This window comes from Paraburkholderia sp. RL17-381-BIF-C, assembly GCF_046026435.1.
In the GTDB taxonomy this organism is placed as follows: domain Bacteria; phylum Pseudomonadota; class Gammaproteobacteria; order Burkholderiales; family Burkholderiaceae; genus Paraburkholderia.
In genome coordinates this window covers 1-20,704 of the sequence record NZ_JARESX010000050.1, presented here as the reverse complement: position 1 = coordinate 20,704, position 20,704 = coordinate 1, and the positions used below count along the sequence as shown (strand labels likewise).

18 protein-coding genes and 1 pseudogene are annotated in these 20,704 nt (G+C 62.9%); 12 read left to right on the top strand and 7 right to left on the bottom strand.

Going from position 1 to position 20,704, the window contains the following annotated elements; all coding sequences use genetic code 11:
• Positions 1-135: 135 nt before the first annotated feature.
• Both P0D70_RS25775 and fghA read left to right on the top strand, forming a co-directional pair.
• Entirely contained in the window at positions 136-1,242 is a 1,107-nt protein-coding gene (locus P0D70_RS25775; protein WP_408186537.1) for an S-(hydroxymethyl)glutathione dehydrogenase/class III alcohol dehydrogenase, read from the top strand.
• Positions 1,243-1,266: 24 nt separating this feature from the next.
• Complete coding sequence (gene fghA, locus P0D70_RS25770) at positions 1,267-2,118, top strand: S-formylglutathione hydrolase (protein ID WP_408186536.1); 852 nt, start codon at positions 1,267-1,269, stop codon at positions 2,116-2,118.
• A gap of 63 nt (positions 2,119-2,181) precedes the next feature.
• Here the strand turns inward: fghA and P0D70_RS25765 are convergent, their stop codons facing one another.
• The 4 genes from P0D70_RS25765 to P0D70_RS25750 all read right to left on the bottom strand — a co-directional run bounded on the left by P0D70_RS25765 (position 2,182) and on the right by P0D70_RS25750 (position 5,421).
• Positions 2,182-2,964, bottom strand: a complete 783-nt coding sequence (locus P0D70_RS25765; RefSeq protein WP_408186535.1) for a metal ABC transporter permease — start codon at positions 2,962-2,964, stop codon at positions 2,182-2,184.
• Entirely contained in the window at positions 2,957-3,904 is a 948-nt protein-coding gene (locus tag P0D70_RS25760) for an ABC transporter ATP-binding protein (RefSeq protein WP_091799457.1), read from the bottom strand. Before P0D70_RS25760 ends, P0D70_RS25765 begins: the two co-directional genes overlap by 8 nt.
• The gene (locus P0D70_RS25755) at positions 3,901-4,857 is read right to left on the bottom strand and encodes a metal ABC transporter solute-binding protein (protein WP_408186534.1); all 957 of its coding nucleotides are present in this window, start codon (positions 4,855-4,857) and stop codon (positions 3,901-3,903) included. The genes P0D70_RS25760 and P0D70_RS25755 overlap by 4 nt, the downstream gene beginning before the upstream one ends.
• A gap of 84 nt (positions 4,858-4,941) precedes the next feature.
• Positions 4,942-5,421: a Fur family transcriptional regulator gene (locus tag P0D70_RS25750; RefSeq protein ID WP_408186533.1), complete on the bottom strand. Its 480-nt coding sequence runs from the start codon at positions 5,419-5,421 to the stop codon at positions 4,942-4,944.
• Positions 5,422-5,743: 322 nt separating this feature from the next.
• On the opposite strand from P0D70_RS25750, the gene P0D70_RS25745 reads away from it, so the two are divergent.
• The 9 genes from P0D70_RS25745 (at position 5,744) to P0D70_RS25705 (ending at position 15,150) form a co-directional block, all read left to right on the top strand.
• On the top strand, positions 5,744-6,526 hold the full coding sequence (locus P0D70_RS25745) for an L-iditol 2-dehydrogenase (protein ID WP_408186532.1): 783 nt from the start codon (positions 5,744-5,746) through the stop codon (positions 6,524-6,526).
• A 72-nt stretch (positions 6,527-6,598) separates the two neighbouring features.
• On the top strand, positions 6,599-7,921 hold the full coding sequence (locus P0D70_RS25740; RefSeq protein ID WP_091799469.1) for an ABC transporter substrate-binding protein: 1,323 nt from the start codon (positions 6,599-6,601) through the stop codon (positions 7,919-7,921).
• Positions 7,922-8,085: 164 nt separating this feature from the next.
• Positions 8,086-9,021 carry a carbohydrate ABC transporter permease gene (locus P0D70_RS25735; RefSeq protein ID WP_408186531.1) on the top strand — a complete coding sequence of 312 codons (936 nt, stop codon included), beginning with the start codon at positions 8,086-8,088 and terminating at the stop codon, positions 9,019-9,021.
• A 38-nt stretch (positions 9,022-9,059) separates the two neighbouring features.
• Complete coding sequence (locus P0D70_RS25730; protein WP_286162061.1) at positions 9,060-9,893, top strand: carbohydrate ABC transporter permease; 834 nt, start codon at positions 9,060-9,062, stop codon at positions 9,891-9,893.
• The gene (locus P0D70_RS25725) at positions 9,890-10,603 is read left to right on the top strand and encodes an HAD family hydrolase (protein ID WP_408186530.1); all 714 of its coding nucleotides are present in this window, start codon (positions 9,890-9,892) and stop codon (positions 10,601-10,603) included. The genes P0D70_RS25730 and P0D70_RS25725 overlap by 4 nt, the downstream gene beginning before the upstream one ends.
• Positions 10,604-10,722: 119 nt before the next feature.
• Complete coding sequence (locus P0D70_RS25720; RefSeq protein WP_091799482.1) at positions 10,723-11,832, top strand: ABC transporter ATP-binding protein; 1,110 nt, start codon at positions 10,723-10,725, stop codon at positions 11,830-11,832.
• 322 nt (positions 11,833-12,154) lie between these two features.
• Positions 12,155-13,909 carry a cholesterol oxidase substrate-binding domain-containing protein gene (locus tag P0D70_RS25715; protein ID WP_408186529.1) on the top strand — a complete coding sequence of 585 codons (1,755 nt, stop codon included), beginning with the start codon at positions 12,155-12,157 and terminating at the stop codon, positions 13,907-13,909.
• Positions 13,910-14,053: 144 nt separating this feature from the next.
• Positions 14,054-14,638, top strand: coding sequence for a hypothetical protein (locus tag P0D70_RS25710; protein WP_408186528.1), 585 nt, complete (start codon positions 14,054-14,056; stop codon positions 14,636-14,638).
• A 215-nt stretch (positions 14,639-14,853) separates the two neighbouring features.
• Positions 14,854-15,150 (top strand): DUF1330 domain-containing protein, encoded by a 297-nt coding sequence (locus P0D70_RS25705; RefSeq protein WP_011489704.1) that lies wholly within the window; start codon positions 14,854-14,856, stop codon positions 15,148-15,150.
• Between the two features lie 52 nt (positions 15,151-15,202).
• On the opposite strand, the gene P0D70_RS25700 is transcribed toward P0D70_RS25705, so the two are convergent.
• The 3 genes from P0D70_RS25700 to dalD all read right to left on the bottom strand — a co-directional run bounded on the left by P0D70_RS25700 (position 15,203) and on the right by dalD (position 19,285).
• A complete protein-coding gene (locus P0D70_RS25700) occupies positions 15,203-16,150 on the bottom strand; it encodes a sugar-binding transcriptional regulator (RefSeq protein ID WP_091799490.1) in 948 nt (315 codons plus the stop codon).
• Positions 16,151-16,240: 90 nt separating this feature from the next.
• On the bottom strand, positions 16,241-17,722 hold the full coding sequence (gene xylB / locus P0D70_RS25695; RefSeq protein WP_408186527.1) for a xylulokinase: 1,482 nt from the start codon (positions 17,720-17,722) through the stop codon (positions 16,241-16,243).
• A gap of 150 nt (positions 17,723-17,872) precedes the next feature.
• Positions 17,873-19,285 carry a D-arabinitol 4-dehydrogenase gene (gene dalD / locus P0D70_RS25690; RefSeq protein ID WP_408186526.1) on the bottom strand — a complete coding sequence of 471 codons (1,413 nt, stop codon included), beginning with the start codon at positions 19,283-19,285 and terminating at the stop codon, positions 17,873-17,875.
• A gap of 459 nt (positions 19,286-19,744) precedes the next feature.
• Here dalD and P0D70_RS25685 point away from each other — a divergent pair.
• Positions 19,745-20,641, top strand: a pseudogene (locus P0D70_RS25685) (AraC family transcriptional regulator); the annotation flags it as partial.
• Positions 20,642-20,704: the final 63 nt, after the last annotated feature.

The window sequence follows — 20,704 nt, the reverse complement described above, 5'->3', positions numbered from 1 at the left end:
CCGGGTGGCGGCGCCACTGTGGGCCCTGAGCCTGACACACGCATCAACCGCAGTACCGAATCGCAGCACGTGCGCGCCGCAATGATGTCGGCGCGCAACGCGCCTTGCATTGACAGACTCACAGGAGCATTCACGATGAAGACCAAAGCAGCAATCGCATGGAAAGCTGGCGCGCCGTTGACGATCGAGGAAGTCGATCTGGAAGGTCCGCGCGCCGGTGAAGTCCTGATCGAAGTGAAGGCCACGGGCATCTGCCATACCGATTACTACACGCTCTCCGGCGCGGATCCGGAAGGCATCTTCCCGGCGATTCTCGGCCACGAAGGCGCGGGCGTGATCGTCGATACGGGTCCGGGCGTCGGCACCTTGAAAAAGGGCGATCACGTCATTCCGCTTTACACGCCGGAGTGCCGGCAATGCAAGTTCTGTCTGTCGCGCAAGACCAACCTCTGTCAGGCCATCCGTTCGACGCAAGGCAAGGGCTTGATGCCGGATGCCACCTCGCGTTTTTCTCTCGACGGCAAGCCTTTGTTTCACTACATGGGCACGTCCACGTTTTCGAATTACATCGTCGTGCCGGAAATCGCGGTCGCGAAGGTGCGTGAAGACGCACCGTTCGACAAGATTTGCTACATCGGCTGCGGTGTGACGACGGGCGTCGGCGCGGTCGTGTATTCGGCGAAGGTCGAAGCGGGTGCGAACGTGGTGGTGTTCGGCCTCGGCGGCATCGGGTTGAACGTGATCCAGGGCGCGAAGATGGTCGGCGCGGACAAGATCATCGGCGTCGACATCAATCCGGGCCGCGTCGAACTCGCGAAGAAGTTCGGCATGACGCACTTCATCAACCCGAACGAAGTCGAGAGCGTGGTCGATCACATCGTGCAACTCACCGATGGCGGCGCGGACTATTCGTTCGAATGCATCGGCAACACGAAGGTGATGCGCCAGGCGCTGGAGTGCACGCACAAGGGCTGGGGCCAGTCGTTCATCATCGGCGTGGCGGCGGCGGGCGAGGAGATCAGCACGCGTCCGTTCCAGCTGGTGACGGGCCGCGAGTGGAAGGGCTCGGCGTTCGGCGGCGCACGTGGCCGCACGGACGTGCCGAAGATCGTCGACTGGTACATGGAAGGCAAGATCAACATCGACGATCTGATCACGCACCGTCTGCCGCTCGAACGCATCAACGAGGGCTTCGATCTGATGAAGAAGGGCGAGTCGATCCGCTCGGTCGTGCTGTACTAACGCGGCGTAACGAGGAGCATCGGCATGCTTGAACTTCTGTCGTCGCACGCCTGTCATGGCGGTGAGCAGCGCATCTATAAACACGACTCGCAGACCATCGGCCTGCCGATGCGCTTCTCCATCTATCTGCCGCCGCAGGCTTTGCAAGCCAACGCGAACGTGCCCGCGCTGTTCTACCTCGCGGGACTCACGTGCACGGAAGAAACCTTTGCGGTCAAGGCCGGCGCGCAGCGCTTCGCGGCGCAGCACGGCATTGCGCTCATCGCGCCGGACACCAGTCCGCGCGGCGCGGGCGTGCCAGGCGAAAGCGCGGCGTGGGACTTCGGCGTGGGCGCGGGCTTTTACGTCGACGCCACGCAGCAGCCGTGGGCGCAGCACTATCGGATGTACTCGTACGTGCGCGACGAGCTGCGCGAAACGGTGCTCGCGAATCTGCCGGTGGACGGCGCGCGTCTCGGCATCTTCGGGCATTCGATGGGTGGTCACGGCGCGTTGATGCTCGCGTTGCGCAATCCGGAGATCTATCGATCGGTGTCGGCGTTCGCGCCGATCGCCGCGCCGACACGCTGCCCGTGGGGCGAGAAAGCGTTCAGCGGTTATCTGGGCGACGACCGCGAAGCGTGGAAACAGTACGACGCGAGCGAGCTGGTGGCGCAGGCGTCACGCAAGTTTTCGGCGGGGATTCTGGTCGATCAGGGCCTCGCGGATCAGTTCCTCGCGGAGCAGCTGAATCCGGACGTGTTCGAAGCCGCTTGCGAGGCAGCCGGTCAGCCGCTGACATTGCGCCGTCACGCGGGGTATGACCACGGCTACTACTTCATCTCGACGTTCATCGAGGATCATCTCGCGCATCACGCGAAGGTGCTGCTCGGCTGAAGTCTCTCGCAGGACGATGGCGGCGGTGTGCCGGTGCGTCACCGCCATCGTCCTCGTCCTCGCTCAACGCCGTCGCAACAAACTCCCGCCATACACCAGCGCCGACAACACGGTGATCCAGAAGCTCGTGGGCCAATCGGTGTAGAACGCGAGCGTCAAGCCGAGCCACGCCTGCAACAACGCAAACACAGCGGCGAGCACGAGGCCGGCCGATAAGCGCGTCGTCATGTTTTGCGCGGCGGCGGCCGGGCCGACCATCAGCGTGAACACCAACAGCACGCCGACGATCTGCGTACATGCCGCCACGGCGAGCGCGGCAATCGCGAGAAACAGCACGGACACGAGGCGCAACGACACGCCCTTGGCCTCGGCTAGTTCCGGCTGCAACGAAGCGAACAGCAGCGGTCGCATGATCGCCGCGAGCGCCAGCAGACTCACCACGCCCAGGGCCGCCAGCACCACGAGCGTCGACGCATTCACGCCGAGCACGTTGCCGAACAGCAGCGCGGTGACCTGGGTCGCATACGCGGTGAAAAAGTGCAGAAACAGCAAGCCGAAGCCGAGCGACAGCGAAAGGATCACGCCGATCGCCACATCGCGTCCGGCGAGGCGCTCGCCGAGCGCGCCCATGCCGACGCCCGCCGCGAGCGTGAAGCCGATCATCCCCCAGATCGGCGAGATGCCGATCAGGACCGCGCCGGTCGCGCCGGTGAAGCCGACGTGCGAGAGCGCGTGGCCCGCGAAGGTCTGCCCGCGCAGCACGAGAAAATATCCGACCACGCCGGCCAGCACCGCGACGATCCCCGACGCCGCGAATGCGTTCACCATGAAATCGTATTCAAACATCGTGCGTGTGTCCGTCGCTTGAGTCGTGCTGGTGTGAGTGGCCGTGCGAGCGGCCATGCGAATGTGAATGCGCGTGCGAGTGGCTGTGGCCGCCGTCTTCGTCGTGTTCGTGCTCGTGGTCGTGTTTTTCGACTTCGACATCGCCCGACATCACGAAGATGCGGCCATTCACGCGCATCACGTCGATCGGCGAACCATACAGACGCGACAGCACCGGCCGGGTGATCACTTCGTCTACGGTGCCGAGCGCGGCCACGCCGCTGCCGAGATACAGCACGCGATCGATCGAGTTCAGCAGCGGATTCAGTTCATGCGCCGAAAACAGCACGGCGATGCCGAGTTCCTGCTGCACGCGCCGCACCAGTTCGACCACGCTTTTCTGATGATGCGGGTCGAGGCTGATCAGCGGTTCGTCGAGCAACAGCAGTTTCGGATTGCCGAGCAGACATTGCGCGAGCAGGAGCCGTTGACGCTCGCCGCCCGACAGCTCGGACAGCGGCCGCTCGGCGAGCTTGCGCCCGCCGACCAGATCCAGCACGCGCTCGACGTCGGCGCGAGTGGCGGCGTCCGCATGCGGCAAGCCCCAGCGATGACCGTCGGCGGCCATCGCGACGAAATCGCGGCCGCGCACGCGGCGTCCGGCGAGCGCACTGCGCGTCTGTGGCATATAGCCAATCGACGCGTGGCCGCGCTCGACGGGTTGACCCAGCACGCGGATCACGCCGTGGGCGGCGGGCACGAGACCGAGCACGGCGCGCATCAGCGTGGTCTTGCCCGCGCCGTTCGGCCCGAGCACGCCGATGAATTCGCCCTGATTCACCACGAAGCCGGTGTCGCGCAGAATCGTGCGGTCGCCGAGTTCGAGCGTCACGTGCTCGAGCTCGAGCACGGGTGTGGTGGTGGGGGCAGGCGCTGGCGCGCTGCGGCCAGTCTGAGTCATTGGGTTTTTCCTTTCGCGCCCGACGCAGCCGCATTGGCATCGCCCGCGGCCAGCGCCGTGCCCAGCGCGTCGAGCTGCGTGAGCATCCACGTCTGGTAGGTCTTGCCGGCCGGTTCGGTCTCGGTGACGCTCATGGTCGGCACCTTCGATTGCTGCGCGAGTTTCAACATGCGTTTGGTCAGGGCCTCGGTTGCCTGGCTGTTATAGATCAGAACACGGACGCGCTTTTCGCGCAGGTCGCCTTCGAACGCGGCGATATCCGCGGCGCTGGCTTCCGTGTCGTTCATGGTGGCGAGCTGGAAGCGCAGATTGCGCATGGTCAGGCCCACCGCGTCGGACATATAACCGAACACCGGCTCGGTCGCCGTGACCGGCACGCCCGCGTAGCGGCCGTGCAGTTCGGCGACCTTGGCGTCGACCGGTTTCAGCGAATCGAGAAACTTCGCGAGGTTCGCATCGTACGCCGACTTGTGCGCCGGGTCAGCCGCGACGAGCGCTTCGCTCACCGCGCGCGCCACTTTCGGCATGGTGGCCGGGTCGTACCAGAGGTGCGGATTATCGCCGCTCTTCTTGCCGGTGAGATCGGCGGCGACAATCGTGATGCGCTTCGTGCCTTTCGACGCAGCCAGCAATTTTGCCATCCACGGATCGTAGTCGGCGCCGTTGTAGACCACAAGGCTTGCATGCTGCAACGCGCGCGCCGTCTTGGGGCTGGCTTCGAACAGATGCGGATCCTGGTCCGGATTGCTGAGAATGCTCGTCACGTCGACGCGATCGCCGCCCAGTTGCTGCACCACGTCGCCGTAAAAATTTTCCGCGGCGACCACCGGAATTTTTGCATCCGCGGCCATTGCGGCGTGGCCGAACGCGAACACCGCGGCACTCGCGGCGAGGTACTTCGACAGCTTCAGCGCTCGCTGCGCCCCGTTCAACATCGAGCCGAATTTCTTCATTGTTCTGTCCTGCTGCGTGAGAGTTGAAAGAACCACAAACGTTGGGAAGGGTGTGCCTGGTTTATGCCGGCTTGACGCGTCGTTTCATGCCGAACCACCCGCGGGCCGCACCGCGCGGGCACACAGTGCGCACAGCCCGCTGAGTTCGACGACCTGGCGATGCACTTCGAAGCCATGTGCCGGCGCGCTATGCGACAACTGTTCGGCGAGATCGTCGCCGGGAATCTCGACGGTCGCACCGCAGCCGTCGCACATCAGGAACTGGCTGCGATGCGGCACGCCGACTTCGCAGCAGGCCACGAATGCATTCTTCGATTCGATCCGATGGACGAAGCCATGCGCGAGCAGAAAGTCCAGCGCGCGGTACACGGTCGTGGGCGGCATACGGCCGCGCTGGGGTTCGAGCGCGTCAAGCAACTCGTAAGCGCCGATCGGCCGCTCGTTGGCGACGATCGCCTCATACACCTGACGACGCAGCGGCGTCAGCGCGAGACCGTGCAACGTGGCATGCGCTTCGGCATGCGCGAGCCGCACGGCATGGCGTTCTGCAATCGATGTAGCCATCAGCGAGGAGCTCCTGACGAAAAGGCGATCAAGCGGCGAAGGCTTCGAAGCGAAGCGAGGTCGCAATGATATAACGTATCTCGAATTTTTGTCAGCGGGTTGAGTGGAATGGAGATTGGCTGTCTTCGATTTCTCGTATTAGTGTGGTTCGAAGCAGGGAAGGCCACCTGATGTCCTGCCGCGCTGCACCATCGAAATCTGCTCGGGCGCCTTGACATGACCCGGTGCGTATCCGATCATTCGATCACAAACAGAGCAATTGTTCGCGCAACGAGCGTTCGCTCACCGCGCCTCAAGAAGCGAAACGAACCGGAGACAAGCAGTGGCGGCACGATTGCAAGACAAGGTGGCGATTCTGACGGGCGCGGCAAGCGGAATCGGTGAAGCCGTAGCCCGCCGATATCTGGACGAAGGCGCGCGCTGCGTGCTGGTCGACGTAAAGCCGGCAGACAGTTTCGGCGACGCGCTGCGTGCCGCTCACGGCGAACGCGTGCTGAGCGTGAGCGCCGACGTCACGCGCCGCGAGGATATCCAGCGCATCGTGGCGAGCACGCTGGAGCGCTTCGGCCAGGTCGACATTCTGTTCAACAACGCGGCGCTCTTCGACATGCGCCCGATCCTCGACGAATCCTGGGACGTGTTCGACCGACTCTTCGCGGTCAATGTGAAGGGCATGTTCTTCCTGATGCAAGCCGTCGCACAGAAGATGGTCGAGCAGGGCCGTGGCGGCAAGATCATCAATATGTCGTCGCAAGCCGGCCGGCGTGGCGAGGCGCTCGTCTCGCACTACTGCGCGACCAAGGCGGCCGTGCTCAGCTACACGCAGTCGGCGGCATTGGCGCTCGCGCCGCACAAGATCAATGTGAACGGTATCGCGCCGGGCGTCGTCGATACGCCGATGTGGAACGAAGTCGACGCACTTTTCGCACGCTATGAAAACCGGCCGCTCGGCGAGAAGAAACGCCTTGTCGGCGAAGCGGTGCCGCTCGGCCGCATGGGCGTGCCGGACGATCTGACCGGCGCCGCCCTGTTTCTCGCGTCGGCGGATGCCGACTACATCACCGCGCAAACCCTGAACGTGGACGGCGGCAACTGGATGAGCTGAGTCCGCGCCGTTCATCGTCATTTTCGTAGAACAAACGCTGTACTACATAACGTACGAGAAAGGAGACAACACATGAAGCCAGCTCTCAAATCCACGCTAAAGGCGGTCAGTGCCGGCGCTGTCGCATGCTTTGCATTGAGCGCGTCGGCGGCCACGGTGACGATCGCCACCCTGAACAATCCGGACATGATCGAGCTGAAGAAGCTCTCGCCCGCGTTCGAAAAGGCGAATCCGGACATCAAGCTGAACTGGGTGATTCTCGAAGAAAACGTGCTGCGTCAGCGCGCCACCACCGACATCACGACCGGCAGCGGCCAGTTCGACGTGATGACGATCGGCGCGTACGAAACGCCGCAATGGGGCAAGCGCGGCTGGCTCACGCCGCTCACCAATCTGCCCGCCGATTACGATCTGAACGACGTCGTGAAGACGGCCCGCGACGGCCTCTCGAGCGGCGGCCAGTTGTATGCGCTGCCGTTCTACGTCGAAAGCTCGATGACGTATTACCGCAAGGACCTGTTCGCGGCCAAGGGCCTGAAGATGCCCGATCAGCCCACCTACGACCAGATCGCGCAATTCGCCGACAAGCTCACCGACAAGGCCAACGGCATGTACGGCATCTGCCTGCGCGGCAAGGCGGGCTGGGGCGAGAACATGGCCTACGGCACGACGGTGGTGAACACGTTCGGCGGCCGCTGGTTCGACGAGAAGTGGAACGCGCAGCTCACCTCGCCGGAATGGAAGAAGGCGATCACGTTCTATGTCGATCTGCTGAAGAAAGACGGCCCTCCGGGAGCGAGCTCGAACGGCTTCAACGAGAACCTCACGCTGATGTCTTCCGGCAAGTGTGCAATGTGGATCGACGCGACGGTCGCTGCCGGCATGCTCTATAACAAGCAGCAGTCGCAGATCGCCGACAAGGTCGGGTTCGCCGCGGCGCCGATCGCGGTCACGCCAAAGGGCTCGCACTGGCTGTGGGCCTGGGCGCTGGCGATTCCGAAGTCGTCGAAGCAGGCTGACGCGGCGAAGAAGTTCATCACGTGGGCGACGTCGAAGGAGTACATCGAACTGGTTGCGAAGGACGAAGGCTGGGCCTCGGTGCCGCCGGGAACGCGTCAATCCACCTACGCTCGCCCCGAGTACAAGCAGGCAGCACCGTTCGGCGACTTCGTGCTGAAGGCGATCGAAACGGCGGATCCGGAGCATCCGACCCTCAAGCCGGTGCCGTACACCGGTGTGCAGTTCGTCGGGATTCCTGAGTTCCAGTCGTTCGGCACCGTGGTCGGTCAGAGCATCTCCGGCGCGATTGCCGGTCAGATGACGGTCGACCAGGCGCTGGCAGCGGGCAACGCCACGGCGGATCGCGCTGTGAAGCAGGCCGGCTACCAGAAGTAAGCCACGAGCGTTACGTGGCACGCGCCGGCTGACGCCCGTCAGCCGGCCCACGCAGCACAGCGGGCCGTTTCCGCCGCGCGGGCGCCGCGACATCGCAGGGTGTCGCTGCGGTTTTCATGCGGCTTCAGGCGGCGGCCCGCGCATTACCGAACAGGTGGTCAATCATGCGTCCTTTGCGCCTACCTCTCATGCATGCCCAACCCCAGACAGAAAAAGAACGCGAAACTCGCAAAGCCAATTCCGCCCGCTGGCTGGTCTCGCCTTCGGTTGCCGTGCTGGTGCTGTGGATGGCGATTCCGCTCGCGATGACGATCTGGTTTTCGTTCTCGCGCTACAACCTGTTGAACCCGGACCTCAAAGGCTTCGCGGGTTTCGACAACTATAAGTTTCTTGCCAGCGATCCGTCGTTCGGCCCTTCGATCGGACACACGCTCGAACTGATCATCTCGGTCCTTGTGATCACGGTGGTCGGCGGCGTGCTGATGGCGATTCTGTTCGACCGTAAGTTCTACGGGCAAGGGATCGCGCGGCTGCTCGCCATCGCGCCGTTCTTCGTGATGCCGACCGTGAGCGCGCTGATCTGGAAGAACATGATCCTGCATCCGGTGTATGGCCTGATCGCGCAGGGCATGCGCGCCATGGGCATGCAGCCGATCGACTGGTTCGCCGAATATCCGCTGACAGCGGTGATCATGATCGTGGCGTGGCAGTGGCTGCCGTTTGCGTTCCTGATTCTGTTCACGGCGATCCAGTCGCTCGATCAGGAGCAGAAGGAAGCGGCGCGGATCGACGGAGCGGGTCCGTTCTCGATGTTCTTCTATATCACGCTGCCACACCTGAAAAGGGCGATTGCGGTGGTGGTGATGATGGAAACCATTTTCCTGCTGTCGATCTTCGCCGAAATCTATACGACCACGGGCGGCGGTCCGGGCACCGCGACCACCAACCTGTCGTACCTGATCTATTCGCTGGGCCTGCAACAGTTCGACGTCGGTCTCGCCTCGGCGGGCGGCATTCTCGCTGTCGTGCTGGCCAATATCGTGTCGTTCTTCCTTGTGCGGATGCTCGCGAAGAACCTGAAAGGGGAGTACGAAAAATGAGCCAGGTTGCCTCTACCCCGGTGTCGAGCACGACACCCATGACCGTGCCGGCCAAGTCGCCGTTCGCCGCGATTCGCCGCGGCATCCCCGGCGTGATCGCTTGGCTCGTCGCGTTGCTGCTGTTCTTTCCGATCTTCTGGATGACGATCACCGCGTTCAAGACGGAGCAGCAGGCCTATTCGTCATCGCTGTTTTTCATCCCGACGCTCGATAGCTTCCGCGAGGTGTTCGCGCGCAGCAATTATTTTTCGTTCGCGTTGAATTCGGTGCTGATCTCGGCGGGCGTGACGATTCTGTGCCTGATACTCGCCGTGCCGGCTGCGTATGCGATGGCGTTTTTCCCGACCCGCCGCACACAGAAAGTGCTGCTGTGGATGCTCTCGACCAAGATGATGCCGTCGGTCGGCGTGCTGGTGCCGATCTATCTGCTGTGGAAAAACAGCGGCATGCTCGATACGGTATCCGGTCTCGTGATCGTCTACACCCTCATCAATCTGCCGATCGCGGTGTGGATGTCGTTCACGTACTTCGCCGAAATTCCGCGCGACATTCTCGAAGCCGGGCGGATCGACGGCGCCGCGACGTGGCAGGAAATCGTGTATCTGCTGATGCCCATGTCGCTGCCGGGACTGGCTTCCACTGCGCTGCTGCTCGTGATCCTGTCGTGGAACGAAGCGTTCTGGAGCATCAACCTGTCGAGTTCGAACGCCGCGCCGCTGACTGTGTTCATCGCCTCGTATTCGAGTCCTGAGGGCTTGTTCTGGGCCAAGCTGTCCGCCGCTTCGCTGCTGGCGGTCGCGCCGATCCTGATTGTCGGCTGGCTGTCGCAGAAGCAACTGGTGCGCGGCCTCACGTTCGGGGCGGTCAAATGACGTCAGGCACGAGTGGAAGCACGGTGGTCGGCAATTTCGCGCTGATCTGCGATTGCGATGGCGTGCTGATCGACAGCGAAGCCGTGGCGGCGCGCATGCTGGTGCGCGAACTCGAAACACTGTGGCCCGGCACTGATGTCGAACCGGTGGTGCTGCCGTTGCTCGGACTACGCATCGAGAAAGTGCTGCAAGGCACCGCCGCGCAACTCGGCAGAAGCCTCACGCTCGAGGATATCGATGCGATCCGCCGCGCGGTGGAAGCGGCGGCGATGCAGGCACCGACAGTCGACGGCATTGAAGCCGCATTGGCTCAGGTGCCGCTCACCAAAGGTTGCGCGAGCAACAGCTTCCGCCCGTATGTGGAATCGGTGCTGGCGCGCACGGGCCTCGTGAGGTTTTTCGGCGACCGCCTGTTCTGCGCCGATACGGTGCCGAATCCGAAGCCCGCGCCCGATGTTTATCTGGCGGCGGCGAGGGGGCTCGGCCTCGCGCCCTCGTGGTGCCTCGTGGTGGAGGACAGCGTCACGGGCGTGACGGCGGCGAGCGCGGCGGGTATGACGGTGCTCGGTTTCATAGGCGGCGGTCATGCGAGCGATGCGCAGATCGACAAGCTCCATGCGGCGGGCGCGCGTCACGTATTCGACGACATGCAGCAGCTGCCGGAACTGGTCGCGCAATGGACGCTGAGCGTGACGGCCGCCGCGCCGTAAACGGCATGCGTGGCACGGGAAAGCGAGGCACCGGGATACGAATCAACGCGGCAGCCTTGGGAAATTCAGGCAACCGAAGCAACGGACAAGCAACACATAGCATTACACGGAGACACATCATGGCAAGCGTAACTCTGCGCAACATCCGGAAGGCGTACGACGACAACGAAGTGATGCGCGACATCAACCTCGATATCGCCGACGGCGAGTTCGTCGTGTTCGTGGGCCCGAGCGGTTGCGGTAAATCAACGCTAATGCGGATGATCGCCGGCCTCGAAGATATCAGCGGCGGCGATCTGACCATCGACGGCATGCGCGTGAACGACGTCGCACCCGCCAAGCGCGGCATTGCGATGGTGTTCCAGTCGTACGCGCTATATCCGCACATGACGCTCTACGACAACATGGCGTTCGGCCTGAAACTCGCCGGCACCAAGAAGCCGGAAATCGACGCGGCCGTGCGCAACGCGGCGAAGATCCTGCACATCGACCATCTGCTCGACCGCAAGCCGAAGCAGTTGTCCGGCGGACAGCGTCAGCGCGTGGCGATCGGCCGCGCGATCACGCGCAAGCCGAAAGTATTTCTGTTCGACGAGCCGCTGTCGAATCTCGACGCCGCGTTGCGCGTGAAAATGCGCCTCGAATTCGCGCGTCTGCATGACGAACTGAAGACCACGATGATCTACGTGACGCACGATCAGGTCGAAGCCATGACGCTGGCGGACAAGATCGTCGTGCTGTCGGCGGGCAATCTGGAGCAGGTCGGCAGCCCGACCATGCTGTATCACGCGCCCGCCAACCGTTTCGTGGCGGGATTCATCGGTTCGCCGAAGATGAATTTCATGGAAGGTGTCGTGCAGTCGGTCACGCATGACGGTGTCACGGTGCGCTACGAAACCGGCGAAACCCAGCGCGTCGCGGTGGAACCGGCCGCGGTCAAACAGGGCGACAAGGTGACGGTCGGCATTCGCCCCGAGCATCTGCATGTCGGCATGGCCGAGGACGGCGTTTCGGCCCGCACCATGGCGGTCGAATCGCTCGGCGACGCGGCGTATCTGTATGCAGAGTCGAGCGTTGCGCCGGACGGGCTGATCGCGCGGATTCCGCCGCTCGAGCGGCATACCAAGGGCGAGACGCAAAAACTCGGCGCGACGCCGGAGCATTGCCATTTGTTCGACAGCGCTGGGAAAGCATTTCAGCGAAAGATCGTCGAAGTGCTGGCGGCGTAAGTTCTCCAAGGGCCACCTTCTTGCGGCCCTGACTTCCGAACTCTGCAACGACTCTATGCCGCGCCCTTCGAGCGCGGCTTTTTTTTCATCAGTAATGCGTGGCTGCGTTGGTCGACAGATCCATCCTGATCAATCGAGTGACGCGCAAGCGCTAACGTCCCGCCTATCCCATCGGCTCACCGCAACAGCTCGCCGCATCCGGTCAACCGCGTTTATCGTGATCGTCACGGTCATGTCATGAATAGTCATCGCCTCGCGAACGCCTAAAGAAAATAGCATGGGGACTGAAATCTTCTTCCCATCAACAGGCATTCGAGCGAACGTGACCCACTCTCTTCAAGATGTTCTTACACCACCGCCACGACGTAAATTCATTGCCGATATCGCCCGGCTCTCGGTGGCTGGAGTCGTGACCGGATGGACGCCGGTTTATCAGATCGCCGCGCACGCGCAAGGCGCCGCGCCTGTTCCGGCCAATTTTCCCACCGGTATTCCGCTGTATAAACAGGCATTCCAGAATTGGAGCGGTGAAATCGCGATAGCGGACGTCTGGACAGCGTCGCCCGACACGCCCGCTGCTGTCGTCACGATTGTCAATTGGGCGCGCGCGAACGGATATCGCATCAGGCCGCGCGGCTATATGCACAACTGGTCCCCGCTGACGATCGACCGGACCAGCGGGGCGTCGCAAGTCGTCCTGCTCGACATGACGAGGTCGCTCAACGCAGTAACCGTGGACACGTCATCTCAGCCCGCACGCGTCACGGCGCAAACCGGCATTTCGATGGAAGCGTTACTCGCCACGCTGGAAAAATTCGGTCTGGGCGTGACGGCCTCGCCAGCTCCAGGTGACATTACGCTAGGCGGCGCTCTTGCGATCGGTGCGCACGGAACAGCCATACCCGCTTCCGGCGAAACCGCTTTGAAGGGGCATACCTACGGCTCGCTTAGCAATCTGATCCTGTCGCTGACGGCGGTCGTGTTCGATGCCCAGAAACATCAGTATGCGCTGCGCACGTTCAAGCGAACCGATGCGGACATCGGTGCGTTCCTCGTTCATCTCGGCCGCGCGTTGATCGTCGAGGCGACGCTCGAAGCGGGCGTCAACCAGCGGCTGCGCTGCCAGAGTTTCGTGGATATTCCGGCATCCGAACTGTTCGCCCCGGCGAAGTCCGGGGGACGTACGATCGAATCGTTCCTCGACCGCACAGGCCGGATGGAGGCGATCTGGTTTCCGTTCACGAGTTGCCCGTGGCTCAAGGTGTGGACGGTGCAATCCCGCAAGCCGCTCTTCTCGCGGGAGGTGACGAAGCCCTATAACTATTCATTTTCCGATTCCATCCCGCAGCCGCTGGCGGAGCTGATCAAACGCATCGTGATCGGGGGCGAACGCCACCTGACGCCGGCTTTTGGGCAGCTGCAGATGGGTATCGTCATGGCGGGGCTGGGCGTCACGTTCAGTGGCGACATCTGGGGCTGGTCGCGCAACGTTCTGCAATACGTCCGTCCTTCGACGCTGCGCGTGACCGCAAACGGCTACGCCGTGCTTGCCCGGCGTGCTGACGTGCAACGCGTCATCCACGAGTTCGTGCAGTTCTACCAGAACCGGGTCGAGGCCTACAGGCAACGCGGCGAGTACCCAATGAATGGCCCTGTCGAAATCCGCGTGACCGGGCTCGATCAACCGGCCGATGCCGGGCCGGGTGCCGCCACACCGTCGCTTGCCGCACTCAAGCCGTGTCCAGACCATCCGGAGTGGAACATCGCCGTCTACTTCGACATTTTGACGATGCCCGGCACGCCGGCGGCGAACAGTTTCTATCGGGAAATCGAGCAGTGGATGATGTCGAACTACGCAGGCTCATATGCGACCGTGCGCCCCGAATGGTCGAAAGGCTGGGCCTATACGAATGCCGCCGCGTGGCAGGACAGCGTGATGATTGGCAGCACGATTCCGAATCTGTATTCCGAGGGACAGCCGTCAGGGGCCACCTGGAACACGGCGCGCAATACGCTTAACCGCCACGATCCGCACCGCATCTTTTCTTCCACGCTGCTTGACTGTCTGCTCCCTTAACGCAGGCGGCGAGCGCGTCCGCTCGATCGGCAGCGGACCCGCTTTCAACCGGCTCCAGCATTGAACGGCGACTCGTCGCGAGCCGCTGACCAATACCCGGCCAGACGGGTTATCTGGCACGCAAAATCAACAGAGGAAATCAGCATGCAACGACTCACGTCGACGAAAATCGACACGTATTTTTCCAGTGCGCGATTCAGCAATTCGAATGCTTCGGACGTGCCCTCTGCCCCGTCCACGTGCGGCGGTCACGAGCGTGAGCAGCGGAGGTCGGGGTTTAACGCCACCTTCGGCAATACGGAACGCCATTGCGCTGGCTCCAGCGCCACTCGCGAACGGGTACGCGACTCAGATGTCATGAGCGCAACCTCGATGGTCACCAGCCGGGACGGGATGTCGACGTCTTCATATCCTTCCAGATGCGGCAAGCCTGACCAATCTGCGGACTCGAACATGAAGAGCGTGAACAGTTTGATCGGCTCAGCGATGATCGACTGTGTGTCCAGGAGCAACGACTTTCTGAATACGCCGCTCATTTCCTCGGTCGGCCAGCTGTTCAACCTGGCCGGCCCCTGCGGGCGGCTTTGTCACGTCTTACCCGATCTCGCCGGTTATGCCGTTTCCAAGGCGGTCGCCGGCATTGGTCGGGCGCTAGGCGGTACCGGCTCGCCGAACTACCACTTCGAGCACGAGTGGTTGCCCGCCGGCACGTCTGCGGCGCGGGCCTGATTTTTCGGCATGCGCAGTCGGTCACGTCCGATGGTGTGATGTTTCGCTACCGAACCGGCAAGCCCCAAAAAAACGGCGCGACGCCGGAGCATTGCCATTTGTTCGACAGCGCAGGCAAAGCATTCCAGCGTAAGATCGTTGAAGTGCTAGCCGCGTGACGATTGGAAAAGCGGCGGGCGCGCCGCTTTCCTTTTCAATCACGCTCTGGAACGCTCATGCCCGCCTATGTCGTCATTACGCGCGAGAAAACGCTCGATCCCGCCAAACTGGAAGAGTACAAACAGGTTGCGCCTGCAACCTTCGAGCAGCATCCGGTGATGATGCTGGCGAGCCATGGGCGCAGGGAAGTGGTGGAAGGTCCGGCGATCGAAGACATTCTGATCCTCGAATTCACCAGCTACGATGAAGCGCTCGCCTGGTATCACAGCCCGGAGTATCAGGCCGTCAGCGACACGCGCCTGCAAGGCGCCGACTATCGCATCATCATCACCGAAGGCTTGCCGGTCATGTAAGACGAACGTGGACCGCTTTCAGCGCTGCGTCCGACGGTGTGCCAACTTCCGCTCAGGCTTCGAGCGCGGCTCGCGCGCACGACTCGTCAGTGACCAGTCCGGAGAGCCAGCCGCCTTTGAGCACCGCAATCAGCGCCTCGCGCTTGCGCTCGCCGCCGGCGAAGCCGATGGTGGGACGCCGTGGCGGCGAATCCAGTGCGATGCTCGTCACGCGCCGGCCGATCGGCGATTCGACGTGCGCGCCGGCCGAATCGATCGGCAGTCCGAGCATTTCGGCCACCGCGCCGTTCTGCATCAATTCCTTCACTTCCGCCGACGTAATGAAGCCGTCTTCGTGCAACGGACAATTCGGCCCGATATTGCCGATGCCGACGAACGCCACGTCGGCCTGCGCCGACAGCGATTCGACGATCCGGTACAGCCGGTGATTGCACCACTGCGCGCGCTCCGCTTCGCTATCGGCGAGCAGCGGCGCGGGAAGCAGAAAATGCTTGCCGCCGGTCTTCTCCGAAATGTGCAGCGCGACGTCGTAGCGGTTCGAGGAGCCGTCCTGGGCGATCGCCCCGACCATGGATACCAGCCGGTGTTGCGGACGGTCCAGTTGCGCGATCTGATCGACCGCGGCCTTCAGCGTCCGGCCGCTGCTCACCGCGACCACCATCGGCTTTTCCTCGCCGAGATAGCGCTCCATCACCTGCGCGCCGGCCACCGCCAGCTTGCGGTCGACTTCCTCCGACGTATCGCTGTCGACCGGCACCACTTCGCACATGCTCAGACCGTAGCGCTTCGACAGTTGATCGGCGAGCGCGAGGCAATCGGCCAGTTGATGATCGACGCGCACGCGAATCAGATTCTTTTCCACTGCGAAGGCGACCAGCCGCTGCGCGACCGGACGCGACACCTGGAGCTTTTCGGCGATCTCGTTCTGGGTATTGCCGGCGACGTAGTAGAGCCACGCGGCGCGGGTAGCAAGATCTAATTTTTCTGTGGACTTGGGCACGGTGACGGTTCGCTTGAAGTGCGCCGATGATAGCAGCCGGTCTGCGCGCTTTAACTGAACCTGGCGCGCAAACCGGTGGCGGATTGCCGGTCAGGCAAGCGGCTGCCGCGCGGGGTCGAACAGCGGCCGCACATGGCGATAGAGTGCGCGATACGCTTCGAGTCGCGCGCGCAATTCGGCGTGGCGGCGCGGGTTCGGTGTGAACTCCTTTTCGATCGGCGGTTTGGTCAGCACCGTGGCCGGATCGCCGCCGGCTGCCAGCCAGCCGAGACGTGCCGCGCCGAGCGCCGCGCCGGTTTCGCCGCCGCCGTGCTTGCGCGTCGCCGTATCGAGCGAGTCGGCCAGCAATTGCGCCCAGTAGTCGCTGCGGGCGCCGCCGCCGAGCAGGGATAGCGCCTTCGCTTCGGTGCCGGCCGCGCGCAGCGCGTCGAGGCCGTCGGTGAGCGCGAGCGTGACGCCTTCGAGTACCGCGTAGCCGAGCAGCGCGCGATCAGTTGCGTGATTCATGCCGAAGAACACGCCTTGCGCATACGGGTCGTTGTGCGGCGTGCGTTCGCCGGACAGATAGGGCAAAAAGAGCGGTGCGGTGTTCAACGTGTCGGCCGGGAGCGCCTCGATTTCGCCGAGCAGGGTCGGCTCGTCGGTGGAGGTGAGCTTGCAGACCCAGCGCAGACAACTCGCGGCGGACAGCACCACGCTCATCTGATGCCAGCGATCCGGAATCGCGTGACAGAATGCATGCACCGCCGAAGCCGGATTCGGCCGGAAGCTGTCGCCGACCACGCACAACACGCCCGACGTGCCGAGCGAAACGAAGCCGTCGCCGGGTTGCGTCGCGCCGATGCCGATCGCGCTTGTGGCGTTGTCGCCACCGCCGGCCGCGACGATCACGCCGTCGCTCAGGTCGAATTCGCGCGCCACCTCGGGCAGCAGCGTGCCGGACGGCTCGCTGCCTTCGCACAGGCTCGGCATCTGCGCGCGTGACATGTTGCAGGCCGCGAGCAGCGAATCGGACCAGTCGCGTTTGGCGACGTCGAGCCACAGCGTGCCGGCCGCGTCCGATGGATCGGACACCTTGCCGCCGGTCAATTGCAGGCGCAAGTAATCCTTCGGCAGCAGCACGCAGGCGGTCCGCGCAAAAATGTCCGGCTCATGGCGCGCGACCCACAGCAGCTTCGGTGCGGTGAAACCGGGCATGGCGAGATTGCCGGCCACGCTGTGCAACTCCGGCGCGCGTTCGGTCAATTCCGCGCATTCCTTGTCGCTGCGCATGTCGTTCCATAGGATCGCGGGCCGCAACACGCGGTCCTGTGCATCCAGCAGCACGGCGCCGTGCATCTGACCGGACAGGCCGATGCCGCGAATCTGCGCGAACTCGTCGGGATGTTTGGCGCGCAGGGCGGCGAGCGCGCTGCGCGTGCCTGCCCACCAGTCTTCGGGATTCTGCTCGGCCCAGCGCTGATGAGGGCGCGAAACGGTAAACGGTGAGCCTGCGGTGCCGATCACGCGTCCGTTGGAGGCGAGCAGCAGAACTTTCACTTCGGACGTGCCGAGGTCGATGCCGAGATACATGGGCGCGGAACCTTCGTCGTTAGAGATGCGCTACTTTAGCCGCACATGGCGCGCGGTGCCATGCGCATTAAGCCTGGCAGCGCGTGTTTCGATGCCGCGCGACGCGCGGCGCTTGTTGAGCTCAATGGATGAGGCCGGCGCGGTCGGCGCTCAAATCGCGCCGCGTTTGGCCAGCCATACATCGACACGCGCCAGTGCGCCCTCCAGCGCCGATTCCAGTTCCGGCGTCTGCGCCATGCTGCCCCATAGCAGCCGGTCAGCGGCGAACGCTTTCAACGGATCGGGCGCCGCGAAAAAGCCGCGCGCCACGCGCTCGTCCATCACGCCATCCTGATACGTGTACGGCAGCTTGCCGGCGTTCCAGCGCTCGAGAAAGCGGAAGAACAGCGCGGGCAGCATTGCCGTCGCCGCCGGTGTGGCGCCGCGCTCGAAGCACTCCGTCAACGTCGGCGCGATAAAGCCTGGCAGCTTCGAAAAGCCGTCCGCCGCCACGCGCTGGTTCGTGTCCTGGATATACGGGTTGCTGAAGCGCTCCAGCACCACATCGCGATACCGTTCGAGATCGAGCGGACTCGGTGTGAGACACGGAATCACGTCTTCCGTGACGTAGTCGAAGGCGAATCGATTGATGTCCGCGTCGAGCGTGCCTTCGTGAATGTAGTTCAGCCCGACCAGCGTACCCGCCCATGCGATGCAGCTGTGCGGCGCATTAAGAATGCGGATCTTCGCTTCCTCGTACGGCATCACCGAGTCGACCAGTTCCGCGCCGACCTTTTCCCATGCCGGGCGGCCCGCGATAAACCGGTCTTCGATCACCCACTGAATGAACGCTTCGCCCATTACCGGGCAGGCGTCGTCGACGCCGGTGGCGGCCTTGACGCGTTCGCGCACATCCGGCGTGGGACGCGGTGTGATGCGATCGACCATCGAACTCGGACAGGCCGTGTTGTCGTCGAACCATTGCGCGAGTTCCTCCGCGCCACGTCGTTCGAGAAACTCGCTCATGCCCGCGTGGAAGCGTTCGCCGTTGCTGCGCAGGTTGTCGCAGGTCTGCAGCGTGACGGGGCCCGCGCCGCGCTTCATGCGCGCGTCGAGAATCGCTGCGAGCGCGCCGTAAATGGTGGTGTGGCCGCCCTCGAGGTCGGCGGCGAGATCGGCGTTGGCGGTGTCGAGTTCGTCATCTTCGTCGAGGTAATAGCCGCCTTCGGTGACGGTGAACGCGATGATCTTGCAGGCCGGGTCGGCGCCCGCTTCGATCAGCGCGTCGAGGCTTTCGGTCCACGGCACGACGCGCTCGATCGAGCGAATGGTTTCGTACGCGCGCTCACCTTGGGGCGTGACGGTCTCGAGTGTGTAGACGCCGTTTTGCGCGGCGAGCGCTTCGAGCACCGCATTCATGTCGCTGCGGATGTTGCCGACCGTCAGCGACCAGTGCGGCTCGCCGGGCACCTTGGCCTCGTTCAACCGATGCAGATACCACGCCTGATGCGCGCGATGAAACGATCCCGCGCCGATGTGCAGGATCACGTGTGCGGCAGCGCCGCTGCCTTGCCCGCTGTTCATGTGCGTCTCCTGAATGTCCTTGCTCGCACGATTCGAAGCGTGCGTTTTTTTCGTGAGTGCCTCCAACCAGACGCATCGCGTCCGCGCCCCGGGTAGCGAAGAAACCTGGAAGGCCTGGCGTTGTCTCGGTATGGAGCATTTGCTCTGTGTGTGAGCGAATGATCGTACCGGCTGAAACGAAAGTCAAGGCGGAGCCACAGGCTTTTTTGTGGCGCAGCGCGGCGCAGCGGGGCTTTTCGACGTGGCTCGCGGGACGCCGTTGTGTGGTGGAAGTGCGTTGCCGCATGTATTGCGTTGCATCAAATTTGACAGGCGATGCGCCAGGACTAACCCGAATGCAAAAAAGTATCGATCCGCGGTTTCATTTTTAGTGGTGAAGAGCGCGTTAGAGGGTTACGGTTCGCTATATAAGACAAAGACCGGCGGCGCCGTTGGCAGGCCGCTTCATGGAGGCAGACAGTGCAACCCGATCTCGAACTCGTGGCCGTGCGCCGCGACGAATCGTTCAAAGTGTGGTCGCACGGTTATCCGTATCGCACCGTGCGTTGGCACTTTCATCCCGAATACGAGATTCATCTGATCGTGGCGACGACTGGCAAGATGTTCGTCGGCGATCACATCAGCAGCTTCACGCCTGGCAATCTGGTGCTGATCGGACCGAACTTGCCGCACAACTGGGTGAGTGAAGTGCCGCAAGGGGAAAGCATTGCGCAGCGCAATCTGGTCGTGCAGTTCGGGCAGGAGTTCGTGTCGAGCTGCGTTGAGAGTTTTCCGGAGTGGCGTCAGGTCGAGGCACTGCTCGCGGATTCACGGCGTGGCGTGTCGTTCGGTGCGCAGACGAGCGCGGCGATCCAGCCGCTGTTTCTTGAGTTGCTGGCGGCGCGTGGGTTGCGTCGGCTCGTGCTGTTCATGTCGATGCTCGACATTCTGGTGAACGCTGAAGATCGTGAGATGCTGGCGAGTCCTGCTTATCAGGCCGATCCTGGTGGGTTTGCTTCGACTCGGATCAATCATGTGCTCACTTATATCGGGGGGAATCTCGCTAATGAGTTGCGGGAGTCGGATCTCGCGCAGCTCGCGGGGCAAAGTGTCAGCGCGTTTTCGCGGTATTTTCGGCGGCATACTGGCTTACCGTTTGTGCAGTATGTGAATCGGATGCGGATCAATCTGGCTTGTCAGTTGCTCACCGAAGATGAGTTGAGCGTTACTGATATTTGTTTCAAGGCGGGGTTTAATAACTTGTCGAATTTCAACCGGCAGTTTCTGGCGGTGAAGGGGATGGCGCCTTCGAAGTTTCGGCGTTATCAGCAGTTGAATGGGGCTAGTCGTGATGGTTCAGAAGGAGGGGTGGGGCGGTCGATGGTTGGTTGAGGTGGGGGGCATGCGGTTGGGGATGTGTGATGATTGCTGGTTTGGGGT